The sequence below is a fragment of the Pseudomonas sp. RIT778 genome (genome assembly GCF_019718735.1).
GTDB classification, from domain to species: domain Bacteria; phylum Pseudomonadota; class Gammaproteobacteria; order Pseudomonadales; family Pseudomonadaceae; genus Aquipseudomonas; species Aquipseudomonas aphyarum.
The window spans coordinates 150,215-162,197 of sequence record NZ_JAIHBA010000011.1; the positions used below are offsets into that span (position 1 = coordinate 150,215).

At 62.7% G+C, this 11,983-nt stretch carries 9 protein-coding genes; 7 read left to right on the top strand and 2 right to left on the bottom strand.

What is annotated here, in order from left to right; all coding sequences use genetic code 11:
- Nucleotides 1–16 precede the first annotated feature (16 nt).
- From K5E37_RS09085 to K5E37_RS09100, 4 genes are all read left to right on the top strand, one after another.
- Complete coding sequence (locus tag K5E37_RS09085; protein ID WP_221533632.1) at nucleotides 17–3,613, top strand: DUF2339 domain-containing protein; 3,597 nt, start codon at nucleotides 17–19, stop codon at nucleotides 3,611–3,613.
- Nucleotides 3,610–4,974, top strand: a complete 1,365-nt coding sequence (locus K5E37_RS09090; RefSeq protein ID WP_221533633.1) for a DUF3999 domain-containing protein — start codon at nucleotides 3,610–3,612, stop codon at nucleotides 4,972–4,974. Before K5E37_RS09085 ends, K5E37_RS09090 begins: the two co-directional genes overlap by 4 nt.
- 195 nt (nucleotides 4,975–5,169) lie before the next feature.
- Nucleotides 5,170–6,180, top strand: coding sequence for a class 1 fructose-bisphosphatase (locus K5E37_RS09095; RefSeq protein WP_007952492.1), 1,011 nt, complete (start codon nucleotides 5,170–5,172; stop codon nucleotides 6,178–6,180).
- A gap of 3 nt (nucleotides 6,181–6,183) precedes the next feature.
- Entirely contained in the window at nucleotides 6,184–6,786 is a 603-nt protein-coding gene (locus K5E37_RS09100; RefSeq protein WP_221533634.1) for a DUF924 family protein, read from the top strand.
- 62 nt (nucleotides 6,787–6,848) lie between these two features.
- On the opposite strand, the gene K5E37_RS09105 is transcribed toward K5E37_RS09100, so the two are convergent.
- The gene (locus K5E37_RS09105) at nucleotides 6,849–8,741 is read right to left on the bottom strand and encodes a methyl-accepting chemotaxis protein (protein WP_218887838.1); all 1,893 of its coding nucleotides are present in this window, start codon (nucleotides 8,739–8,741) and stop codon (nucleotides 6,849–6,851) included.
- Nucleotides 8,742–9,023: 282 nt separating this feature from the next.
- On the opposite strand from K5E37_RS09105, the gene K5E37_RS09110 reads away from it, so the two are divergent.
- Together K5E37_RS09110 and K5E37_RS09115 are read left to right on the top strand one after the other, a co-directional pair.
- Nucleotides 9,024–9,278, top strand: a complete 255-nt coding sequence (locus K5E37_RS09110) for a hypothetical protein (protein WP_007952486.1) — start codon at nucleotides 9,024–9,026, stop codon at nucleotides 9,276–9,278.
- 31 nt (nucleotides 9,279–9,309) lie between these two features.
- Nucleotides 9,310–9,879 carry a lipocalin family protein gene (locus K5E37_RS09115; RefSeq protein ID WP_007952485.1) on the top strand — a complete coding sequence of 190 codons (570 nt, stop codon included), beginning with the start codon at nucleotides 9,310–9,312 and terminating at the stop codon, nucleotides 9,877–9,879.
- 137 nt (nucleotides 9,880–10,016) lie between these two features.
- Here K5E37_RS09115 and K5E37_RS09120 read toward each other — a convergent pair whose 3' ends face one another.
- On the bottom strand, nucleotides 10,017–11,381 hold the full coding sequence (locus K5E37_RS09120; RefSeq protein WP_221533635.1) for a formimidoylglutamate deiminase: 1,365 nt from the start codon (nucleotides 11,379–11,381) through the stop codon (nucleotides 10,017–10,019).
- 146 nt (nucleotides 11,382–11,527) lie between these two features.
- Between K5E37_RS09120 and K5E37_RS09125 the strand changes: the two genes are divergently transcribed.
- Nucleotides 11,528–11,983: GntR family transcriptional regulator (locus K5E37_RS09125; RefSeq protein WP_221533637.1), on the top strand; the 456-nt coding region annotated here is incomplete at its 3' end.

Consider the following 11,983-nt stretch of genomic DNA (forward strand, 5'->3'; position numbering starts at 1 on the left):
CTCAGGGATATCGACCATGCAATGGATGTTCATGTTGATCGGGCTGCTGCTCGGCTGGCTGCTCGACGAGTCGTTCAGCGATGCGCTGTTGGGCGCGTTGCTGGGGCTCGCCATCGGGCAGGCGATGCGTATCGCGCGGCTGGGTTCACAAGCCGCCGAGCAACAGCGTCAGTTGGATCACGCGAAGATCGCATTGCAGGGCGTCGAACAGCGTCTGTTTCTGCTGGAGGGCGCTCCGGCGCATTCGCCAGCGCCGCCGAGTGTCGCGCCGGCCAGCGAAACGATCGTTGAACCCGTCACGGTATTTGAACAACCCGCTGCCGCAGAACCCGAGCTGGTCTGGGAACTGCCACCCGAACTCGAACCTGTCGCCGTCGCCGCCAGCGAACCCGGTCAGCCGCTGCCGGTCGATGTCTGGCGTCTGGACGCCGTTACGCCTGAACCTGAACCCCGACAACCCGCCGAACCTCGTGGCCCGAACCTTATCGAACGCGGCATCAGCGCTGCGCGCAACTGGCTGTTCGGTGGCAATACCGTGCTGCGGGTCGGTGTGGTGCTGTTGTTCTTCGGTCTGGCTTTCCTGCTGCGCTACGCCACCGAAGGCATGGTGGTGCCGATCGAATTGCGTTACGCCGGGGTTGCGGCGGCAGCGCTGGGATTGCTGGCGCTGGGCTGGTGGTTGCGCCATCGCAACAACAGCTACGCCTTGATGCTGCAAGGCACCGGGATTGCGGTGTTGTACCTGACGGTGTTTGCGGCGATGCGTCTGCACCCGCTGCTCGATCCGTCTGCTGCGCTGGGATTGCTGGTGGCAGTGACGGTGTTCTCGGCCATTCTGGCCATCACCCAGGACTCCCTGGCCCTGGCCTGCGTCGCCGCGCTGGGCGGTTTCGCCGCGCCGATTCTGACGTCGACCGGCGCCGGCAACCATGTCGCGCTGTTCAGTTATTTCGCGCTGCTCAACGCCGGCATCCTGGCCATCGCCTGGTTCAAGGCCTGGCGCCTGCTCAACCTGATCGGCTTCGTGGGCACCTTCGGCATCGGTTTCGCCTGGGGCCTGCGCTCGTACACGCCGGAGTTGCTGTGGAGCACCGAGCCGTTCCTGATTCTGTTCTTCCTGATGTACCTGGCCATCGGCCTGCTGTTCGCCCGACGCAAGTTGCTGGACATGCCGGACGCCCCGGCAGACGGTGATCGTGAGGCGCTGCTGCACTGGTCGGCGCGCAAGGGCGACTACGTCGACGGCACGATGCTGTTCGGTCCGCCACTGGTGGGTTTCGGCCTGCAATTCGCGCTGGTGCAGCATCTGGAATTTGCAGCGGCGTTCAGCGCACTGGCGCTGGGCATGATCTACATGGCCCTCGCCAAAGTGCTGATGGGCGGACGCGCATTGTTGCTGGGCGAGACTTGCCTGGCGCTCGGGGTAATTTTCGCCAGCCTGGCGATTCCATTGGGGCTGGATGCGCGCTGGACCTCCGCCGCCTGGGCGGTAGAGGGCGCGGGGATTTTCTGGCTCGGCTTGCGTCAGCAACGGCCGTTGGCCCGGGCCTTCGCGTTGCTGCTGCAACTGGGCTCGGCGCTGGCGTTTCTCAGTCAGTTGCGCGTTGGCGAAAGCAGTCTGCTATACGGTGCGCCATTGGGGGCATTGATGCTCGGCGCGGCGTTGCTGTTCAGCTTCTATCAATTGCGCAAGGCGTCGCCGGAGCAAACTTCACCGTGGGAACGTCAGGGCTTGTCGGTGCTGGCGTGCTTGGGGCTGACCTTCCTGTATCTGCTGGCGCCGCTGTTCTTCTTCACTCAGGGCACGGCGATCAGTTGGGCGCTGGCCGGGCTGGTGACTTTGTTCGTTGGCTTGCGCCTGCAATCGCGCACCTTCCTGTTCACCGCGTTTGCCGTGCAACTGCTCGGCGGAGCGTTGTTCCTGTTGCGCCTGCAAGGGGCGGGCGAGGATTCGGCGGCCGTGTTCAGCGCCGGGTGGAGCGGTTTGCTCAGCGCATCGCTGATCGGTCTGGCGCTGATCGCCGGCATGTTGCTGGCGGCGCGCGACGAGATGGTGCGCAGCGATGTTCGTTTGCTGCGCGGTTTGTCGGTGGTGCTGCTGGCAGGTCTGGTGTTGATCAATCTGGCGGTGTTGTTCGTGCTGCCCTGGCAAACCGCGAGCGCGGTGTGGGCGGCCAGTGGCTTGCTGATCATCTGGCTCAGTCTGTACCTCAAGCAGCGCGTGAGTTTTGTTTTCGGTCTGCTGTTGCAACTGATCGGCGGCGCAGCGTTTTTGCTGGCCGGCCCCGAACTGCTCGGGCCGTTGTCCAGCGAAGGTCTGCGACCGCTGGCCCATGGCGGATTCTGGACGCCATTGGTGCTGGGCCTGGCGGCGATGATCGGGGCGTGGCGCCTGCAACTGGGCAATCACGCCTCGGCGTTCGACGTGCTGAGTCTGCAGCGACTGTCCGAAGTGTTGCTGGTGTGGGGCGCCGGTTGGTGGGCGCTGGCGTGGGTCAGCGAAGTGCTGCGGTTTGCGCCGCTGAATCTGCAGGGGCCGCTGTTGCTGCTGGTCGCCGCGCTGAGTGTCGCGTTGTGGACGCTGTTGGCACTGCGCCTGAAATGGCCGTCGCTCGGGTTGCTCTGCACCGTGCTGATTCCGGCGGCCGGACTGGTGTTGCTCGGCGCGTGGCACTCGCGTTATCACCCGGCGGCGGATTTCGGCTGGCTGGCCTGGGCGGCGGTGTTCGTCGTGCATTTCATCAGCCTGCGGCGTCTGGCGCCGATGTTGCCGGCGCGGGCCTTGAGCACGGCGCATGTGCTCGGTTGCTGGCTGCTGATCGGCGTGCTGGCGCTGGAGTTGCGCTACGGCCTGCTGCTGTTGTCCGAGCAATACAACGCCTGGCGCTGGCTGGGCTGGGCGATTCTGCCGAGCGTGTATTTGTTGCTGATGGCTGCGCCGCGTCAGTGGCCGTGGCCGGTGGCGGCGTTCCCTCGCGAATATCGCCTGTACGCGGCGGCGCCGCTGGCGGTGTTGATGCTGGTCTGGTTCTGGCTGGCCAATGGCGTGAGTGATGGCAATGCCGAACCGCTGCCTTATTTACCGCTGCTCAACCCGCTGGAATTGGGTCTGCTGTTTGCGCTGTTCGGTGTCTACGTCTGGTCGCGCAGCGCCGTTGCCGAGCTGTCGATCCGCCAGGATTACGCCGCTTACGCGACGCAACTGATTGCCGGCGTTTCGCTGTTCGCGTTCTGCACTGCGCTGGTCACCCGCGCCGCTCACCATTGGGCCGGCATTCCGTTCGAGCTGGATCTGCTGCTCGAATCGATGCTGGTGCAGGCCGGCCTGTCCATCGTCTGGACGCTGATGGCGCTCGGACTGATGATCGGCGGGCACCTGCGCCATCGCCGCGAAGTCTGGCTGATCGGCGCGGCGCTGATTGCGCTGGTGGTGGCCAAACTGATTTTTGTCGAATTGAGCAACCGTGGCGGACTGGCCCGGATCGTCTCGTTCATCGGCGTCGGCGTCTTGCTGCTGGTGGTGGGCTACTTTGCGCCGCTGCCGCCCAAACGCGTCGACGCTGCACCGGCGGCGGACAAACCGGCCCCGGAAACCGAAGGAGTGTCGTCTTGAGTCGCAAGCTTAATCTCGGGTGGCTGTTGCTGGGCGTGGCCATGGCGGCCGGCGCCCAGGAAAAACCGGCGGACTTCGCCGCGCAGGTGCCGTTGTCGGTCAGCGGTTCCGGCCCGTGGTATCGCCTCGAACTGCCGCTGAGCGTGCAGTTGCAGGCGCGCCAGACTGATCTCAGCGACCTGCGGGTGTTCAACGCCGCCGGAGAACCGCAGGCCTATGCGCTGGCCCGGGAATCAGCGCAGACCCGCGACGTCGGCCAATTGCATGAGGTGAAGTGGTTCCCGCTGTACAACTCGGCGGATGCCACCGAGCGCGCGCCGAGCGTTCGCGTGCAATCCACCACCACCGGCACGCTGGTGGAAGTGCAGCCGTCCAGTCAGCTTGAAGCCGGTGAAGAAGTGCTGCGCGGCTGGCTGCTCGACGCCAGCGCAATCAAGGCGCCGCTGCAGCAACTGATCCTCGACTGGACCAGCGAGCGCGACGGCTTCCAGCGTTTCAGCATCGAGGCCAGCGATGATTTGCAGCACTGGCAGGCCTGGGGCGAGGGCCAGGTCGCGCGCCTGACGTTTGCCGACGAACGGGTCGAGCAACATGAAGTGGCGCTGCCGGGGCAATCGGCGCGGTATCTGCGTTTGCTGTGGGATTCGCCGGCTTCGGCGCCGGTCCTGACGTCGGCGCAACTGAAAAGCAGCGACCCGCGCAACCTGCCGCTGCCATTGGTCTGGTCGCCGGCGCTGGCCGGCAGCAGCGGCAAGTCCGGCGAATACACCTGGCAGTTGCCGATGGGGCTGAACATCGAGCGGGTGCAGGTCGAACTGAAACAGGCCAATAGCCTGGCGCCGGTGACCCTCTCGGGGCGTCGCGAAAGCAGTCTGCCGTGGCAACCGCTGAGCAGCGGCTTGCTCTATCGCCTGACCCAGAACGGCCAGGACGTGGTGCAGAACGAATTGCAGCTCTACGGGCAGACCGTGCAGCAGTTGAAACTGACGGTCGACGAACGTGGCGGCGGTCTCGGCGAGCAGGCGCCGAGTGTGAAATACGCGGTGCGCGCCACTCAGGTGATCTTCCTCGCGCGCGGCGACGGGCCTTACAGCCTGGCGCTGGGCAATCCGACCGTGAAAACGGCGAACCTGCCGCTGACCACGCTGATCCCCGATTTCAAACCGGAGAAACTGGCCACGCTGGGCAAGGCCACGGTGCAGGGCGAAGCGCTGGCGACCCAGACTTCGACGGCCACCACCTCGGCCACGGCGGACACCAACTGGAAGAAGTTCGGCCTGTGGGCGGTGTTGCTGCTCAGCGTGCTGTTTCTGGCGGCAATGGCTTTCAGTCTGCTGCGTAAGCCGCCGGCCAAGTCCTGAATATGACGGGTGTGGCCTCTACACCCGTCGGGTTTCCAACTACGCTGAATCCGGTGCCTGAACTCTCTCGGTTCGATCACGTCTGATAGCAGGAATTGCACCCGACGCACGTTACCGGGCGTCATTGCTCGCTACGGTTTCAGACTCCCTGTAAACTGCGCGGGTTTTTAGCCCCCCATTCCACCGGAGCCGTCCATGTCCCGCGTTACCCTGAGTCGCTATTTGATTGAGCAGACCCGCAGCAACAACACTCCTGCCGATCTGCGTTTCCTGATCGAAGTGGTGGCGCGCGCCTGTAAAGAAATCAGCCACGCCGTGTCCAAAGGCGCCCTGGGCGGTGTTCTGGGCAGCATGGGCACAGAAAACGTGCAAGGCGAAGTGCAGAAGAAGCTCGACGTGCTGTCGAACGAAATCCTGCTCGAAGCCAACGAGTGGGGCGGTCACCTGGCCGGCATGGCGTCCGAAGAAATGGACAATGCCTACCAGATCCCGGGCAAATACCCGAAAGGCGCCTACCTGCTGGTATTCGACCCGCTGGACGGTTCGTCGAACATCGACATCAACGCTCCGGTCGGCACCATCTTCTCCGTGCTGCGTTGCCCGAACGAATACCTGAGCCAGAACGAAGCGCTGGATGAAAAGGCCTTCCTGCAGCCAGGCACTCAGCAGGTTGCCGCCGGTTATGCCATCTACGGTCCGCAAACCATGCTGGTGCTGACCCTGGGCCACGGTGTCAAAGGCTTCACCCTGGACCGCGAAATGGGCAGCTTCGTCCTGACCCACGAAGACATCACCATTCCTGAGTCCACCCAGGAATTCGCCATCAACATGTCCAACCAGCGTCACTGGGAAGCTCCGGTACAGCGCTACGTTTCGGAACTGCTGGCCGGTGAAGAAGGTCCGCTGAAAAAGAACTACAACATGCGCTGGGTCGCGGCGATGGTTGCCGACGTGCACCGCATCCTGACCCGTGGCGGTCTGTTCATGTACCCGCGCGACAGCCGCGAGCCGTCCAAGCCGGGCAAACTGCGTCTGATGTACGAAGCCAACCCGATGTCGTTCCTGGTGGAACAGGCTGGCGGCGCTTCCACCGACGGTCACCAGCGCATTCTCGACATCAAGCCTGAAGGCCTGCACCAGCGCGTAGCGGTGTTCCTCGGCTCGAAAGAAGAAGTCGCCCGCGCCACGGCTTACCACAAGGAATAAACCATGAACGCGCCCTGGCAGCCGTTGCTCGATTGGTGGTTCGGTCACTCCGAATCGGCTACTGAAGTGACGGCGCAACAGGGCGGGTTGTGGTTCGGCAAGAAAGACAGCCAGGACCTCGAAGCGCGTGAGCGTTTCGGGGTCTTTGTCGATCAGGCCCTCGCTGGCGAATTGACCGAGTGGACGCAACGTCCCGATGGTTGGCTGGCGGTGGTGCTGTTGCTCGACCAACTCCCGCGAATGATCTTTCGCGATACGCCCAAGGCTTTTTCCGGTGATCTACGGGCGCAGAAACTGGTTGCCCAGGGGATTGCTGCAGACTTCGATCGGCAGTTGAAACCGATCCAGCGACTCTTCATCTACCTCGTCTTCGAACACTGCGAAAACCTCGCGGTGCAGAATGAAGCGGTTTCGCGATTCATCGAACTGGTGGCTGAACAGCCGGAAGCGGAGCGCGGGGTGTTTGCCGACAACCTGGATTATGCCGAGCGGCATCAGAAGGTGATTGCGCGGTTTGGGCGGTTTCCGCATCGCAATGCGGTGTTGGGGCGGGAGTCTACGGCGGAGGAGTTGGTGTTTCTTTCGCAACCAGGGTCGAGTTTCTGAATCAGTATCAAGACGACTGACCTCTTCGCAGAAAGGCCCGCGAAGAGATCAGTGAGAGCGCCTTAAATCCTGAAGCTGCCTACCAACTGCTTCAACCGCGCAGCCTGCTGCTCCAGATCCGCACAAGCCCGCAACGTCGCCTGCAAGTTCTCCACACCTTCCTGGTTCAGCGTGTTGATCTCGTTGATATCAACGTTGATCGACTCGACCACCGCCGTCTGCTCTTCCGTCGCCGTCGCTACCGACTGGTTCATGCCGTCGATCTCGCCGATACGCTGGGTCACGCTGCCCAGGCGTTCGCCGGCCTGGTTAGCGATGCCGACGCTGCTTTCGCTCTCACGCTGGCTCTCGGTCATGATGCCGACCGCCTGACGCGCGCCGACTTGCAGCTCTTCAATCATCTTCTGCACTTGCTGCGCCGAATCCTGGGTGCGGTGCGCCAGGTTGCGTACTTCGTCGGCCACCACGGCGAAACCACGACCGGCCTCACCGGCACGAGCCGCTTCGATGGCGGCGTTGAGCGCCAGCAGGTTGGTCTGCTGGGAGATGCTGGTGATCACTTCCAGAATCTGCCCGATGTTCACGGTGTTGCTGTTCAGGGTTTCGATGTTGCCGCAGGAGTCGCTGATCTTCGCCGACAGTTGCTGCATGGCGTGGATGGTTTTATCCACAACCTGCTGGCCGTCTTCGGCCAGGCTGCGCGCGTCGCTGGAATGTTGCGAGGCGAGGGCAGCGTTCTGGGCGATTTCCTGGGCGGCGGCGCCGAGCTGGTTGATCGCGGCGGCCACGCTGTTGGTGCGCGAGGCTTGCTGGTCGGAGTTGAACATCGACGAGTTCGACGCCGCGACCACGCGCAGGGCGACTTCGTTGACCTGGCCGGTGGCCGACGACACTTCGCGGATCGAAGTGTGAATGCGCTCGACGAAACGGTTGAAAGAGGTGCCCAGTGCGCCGAACTCATCGTTGCCGTGAATGGTCAGGCGTTTGGTCAGGTCACCTTCGCCTTCGGCGATGTCGTGCATGGCGCGGCCCATGGTCAGCAACGGCTGCATCAGCACGCGGATCAGCATGCCGAGCAGGGCGATGATGATTACCACGGCGATGACCATGGCGATCAGCGCCGAAGTGCGGAATTCGCTGAGCATCGAAAACGCGGTGTCCTTGTCCAGCACCAGCGCCACGTACCAGTCGGCCGAGGGCACGCCGTTGACGTGGGTGAAGGAGATCAGCTGGGTCTTGCCGTCGAACTCGACTTCTTTCAGGCCCGGGCTGACTTTCGGCGCACCGTTGGGATAGGCCTCGGCCAGGGTCTTGAGCACCAGTTTGCTGTCCGGGTGGATCAGGATTTTGCCGTCGGCGCCGACGATGAACGCGTGACCGTGGCCGCCGAAGTTCAGCGAGTTGATGATCGCGCTGACACTCGACAGGTCAATGTCGGCGCCGGCCACACCGATCATCTGGCCTTGGCGCTGCACCGGGGTGGCGACGGTAATCACCAGTTTGCCCGACGAGGCGGCGATGTACGGTTCGGTGACGATGGTCTGTTGCGCAGCATTGGCCGCCTTGTACCAGCCACGGGCGCGCGGATCGTAATCCGGTGCGCGGTTGCCGGCCGGGACCGAAAACATCACGCCGTCGGCGCCGCCGAAGTAGCTGAGCTGGAAATTGCCGGTGTAGGCGGGCAGGTCGATAATGCGTTTCAGGCTGGCCGGGGCGTTGCCGTCGGCGACAACCTGTTGCGCCATCGATTGCAGCAACTGGATGCGGCTTTCCAGCCAGGTCTGGATGTTGCTGGTGGTCAGGCTGCCCAGTTCCTGCATCGACGCTTCGGTACTGCTTTGCAGGGCTTCGCGCTGGCGATAGTCGTTGAACAAAATGAAACAGGCGAACGCAACGGCCACCACGAGGGCGGCAGCCAACAAGATCTTGTGGCTGAATTTCATGTTTCTGGTCATTAAGTGAGCTACCGCGAAGGGGCTGGTCAAGAAAGGGCGGCAATTTGCCACACTATCGGGCTTTGCGCTGCTCTTATTTCGACCGCGGCGCGCCAAAGATTAGGCGCCTTTTGCGAAATACGACGAAATGCTCAATAGCCTTACAAACTGTCTGATTTACCGGCGAAAGCCGGACGAGCGGGCTAACAAATAGCCAGCCTCCCAGGGAACCAGACAGGGGTTTTCTCTTCTAAGCTTCTGGTTGGCGCCATGCCATCCCCCTTCCGTTCCAGGAGTTACACCATGTCGCTGCGATCTATCGCCCTGCTGTCGTTTTGCGTGCTGTTGGCCGCATGCAGCAAGGTCAATCAGGAAAACTATTCGAAGCTCTCGGCCGGCATGGCCAAGGCCGAAGTGGAGACACTGCTTGGCAAGCCCACCGATTGCTCGGGCGCGCTCGGCATGTCCAGTTGCACCTGGGGCGACAAGAACAGCTTTATCAGCGTGCAGTACGCCGGTGACAAAGTGCTGATGTTTTCCGGCCAAGGCCTGAAGTAAACCGGGGCTACGCGCCCACGGGAGAAAAACAATGAAGCGGTTATTGCTTGTCCTTTTGGCCGGCCTGGTATTGGCCGGCTGCGCCACGTCCGGTGAAGATCCGCTGGCGCCGAAGACGGTCAACAGTGTCAATCTCAAGCGTTACCAGGGCACCTGGTACGAACTGGCGCGTCTGCCGATGTATTTCCAGCGCAATTGCGCGCAATCCGAAGCCCGTTACTCCCTCAAGCCCGACGGCAATGTCGCGGTGTACAACCGCTGCCTGACGGCGGACTGGCAGTGGGAAGAAGTCAAAGGCACGGCTTATCCACAGGTGCCGGGCAAGACCGACAAGCTGTGGGTCGAGTTCGATACCTGGTTTTCGCGCCTGATTCCGGGTGTGGCGAAGGGGCAATACTGGGTGCTGTACGTCAGCGATGACTACAAGACCGCGCTCGTGGGCGACCCGAGTCGTCGCTACCTGTGGCTGTTGTCCCGCACGCCGACCGTCAACGGCGTGGTGCGTGAGGAACTGCTGAGCAAGGCGCGTCAGCAGGGTTATGACACTACGCGCCTGATCTGGCGCACGTCGGATCAGCAGATGGCCAAGACGTCCAACTGATGTCTCCTGTTCTGATCGTTCCCACGCTCCGCGTGGGAATGCCTCAATGGACGCTCTGCGTCCGCTTTCGGGACGCGGAGCGTCCCGGGCTGCATTCCCACGCAGAGCGTGGGAACGATCAGTAACAGAGGTTTGTGTCAGCCCAAAAGCTCTCGCAGGACCTGGGTGAAGGCGCGATTGCTGTCCTCCTCCCCGGCATGTCGCCCCTCGCGCACAGCCCACTGACCATTGACCAGCACGTCGCGTACCTGACGATCGCCACCGGCAAACAGCCAGCGATTGAGAATCCCGTCACCGCTGGCCGTGGCCAGATACGGATCGTTGCCATCGAGCACAATCCAGTCGGCACGCTTGCCGACTTCCAGCGCGCCGATCGGCTGGCCCAAGGCCTGAGCACCACCGTCCAGCGCCGCGTCATACAGCGTACGGCCGACCATCGGCTGATCCGCGCCATACAAGCGGTTGCGCCGCTGATCGCGCAGGCGCTGACCGTATTCCAGCCAGCGCAGTTCTTCCACCACGCTCAACGACACATGGCTGTCGGAGCCGATGCCCATGCGCCCGCCCTGAGCGAGGAAATCCACCGCCGGGAAAATCCCGTCGCCGAGGTTGGCCTCGGTGGTCAGGCACAGGCCGGCGATGGCGCGACTCTTGGCCATCAGCGTGACTTCTTCCGGATTGGCGTGAGTCGCGTGGACCAGGCACCAGCGCTGATCGACTTCGGTGTTTTCGTACAGCCATTGCAGCGGACGACGACCGCTCCAGCTCAGGCAGTCGTCGACTTCCTTCTGCTGTTCGGCGATGTGGATGTGCACCGGGCATTGCTGGTCGCTGGCTGCCAGCACTTCGCTGATCTGCTGTGGCGTGACCGCGCGCAACGAGTGGAAGCACAGGCCCAGCGACTGCGCCTTTTGCTGCGCCAGCAGGGGTTGCAGGCGCGATTGCAGCTTCAGGTAGTTTTCGGTGCTGTTGATGAAACGGCGCTGGCCTTCGTTCGGCGTCTGGCCGCCGAAACCGCTGTGGCTGTAGAGCACCGGCAACAGCGTCAGGCCGATGCCGGCGGAGCTGGCCGCCTGGCTGATGCGTAACGCCAGTTCGGCCGGGTCGGCGTAAGGCTGGCCGTTGTAATCGTGGTGGACGTAATGGAATTCGGCGACCGAGGTGTAACCGGCCTTGAGCATTTCGATGTACAGCTGACGGGCAATCACACCGAGCTGGTCGGGGCTGATTTTTCCGACGAGCCGGTACATCAGATCGCGCCAGGTCCAGAAACTGTCGTTGGGATTGCCGGCCACTTCTGCAAGTCCCGCCATCGCTCGCTGGAACGCGTGGGAGTGCAGATTCGGCATCCCCGGCAGCAGCGGACCGCTCAGCCGTTCGGCGTCATCTGCGGTGGAATCGGCCTGGATTCGGGTCAACACGCCATCGGCGCTGACCTCGAGACGTACATTGTTGGCCCATCCGTTAGGCAGCAGCGCGCGTTCGGCAAAGAAGGCGGACATGGTTCAGCACCCCATCGTGTGTTATTTGTATATACATATACAGACGTTTGCCTGCCCGGTAAACTCCGGCAAGCTAGCAACTTTCATCCAATGAACAGGGATCCACCGTGCCGACTCCGCCTCCAGTCTCCCCGTTGGCCGCGAACATGGGCGACAGTCCGGCGCCCTTGTACGCCCGCGTCAAACAGATGATCACCCAGCAGATCGACAGCGGTAACTGGCCGCCGCATTACCGCGTGCCGTCGGAAAGCGAGCTGGTCAGCCAGTTGGGCTTCAGCCGCATGACCATCAACCGCGCGCTGCGGGAAATGACCGCCGACGGTCTGCTGGTACGCATGCAAGGCGTCGGCACTTTCGTTGCTGAACCGAAGAGCCAGTCCGCGCTGTTCGAAGTGCACAACATCGCCGACGAAATCGCCTCCCGTGGCCATCGCCACACCTGTCAGGTAATCACCCTGGAAGAAGAGGCCGCCGGTTCCGAGCGCGCGCTGGCGCTGGACATGCGCGAAGGTCAGAAGGTCTTTCACTCGCTGATCGTGCATTACGAAAACGACATTCCGGTGCAGATCGAAGACCGCTTCGTCAACGCGCTGGTCGCCCCG

Coding starts and splice junctions, on each gene's coding strand:
- K5E37_RS09110 (WP_007952486.1), top strand. CDS start 9,024: ATGTCGCTGCGATCTATCGCCCTGCTGTCGTTTTGCGTGCTGTTGGCC.
- K5E37_RS09085 (WP_221533632.1), top strand. CDS start 17: ATGCAATGGATGTTCATGTTGATCGGGCTGCTGCTCGGCTGGCTGCTC.
- K5E37_RS09120 (WP_221533635.1), bottom strand. CDS start 11,381: ATGTCCGCCTTCTTTGCCGAACGCGCGCTGCTGCCTAACGGATGGGCC.
- K5E37_RS09100 (WP_221533634.1), top strand. CDS start 6,184: ATGAACGCGCCCTGGCAGCCGTTGCTCGATTGGTGGTTCGGTCACTCC.
- K5E37_RS09115 (WP_007952485.1), top strand. CDS start 9,310: ATGAAGCGGTTATTGCTTGTCCTTTTGGCCGGCCTGGTATTGGCCGGC.
- K5E37_RS09095 (WP_007952492.1), top strand. CDS start 5,170: ATGTCCCGCGTTACCCTGAGTCGCTATTTGATTGAGCAGACCCGCAGC.
- K5E37_RS09105 (WP_218887838.1), bottom strand. CDS start 8,741: ATGACCAGAAACATGAAATTCAGCCACAAGATCTTGTTGGCTGCCGCC.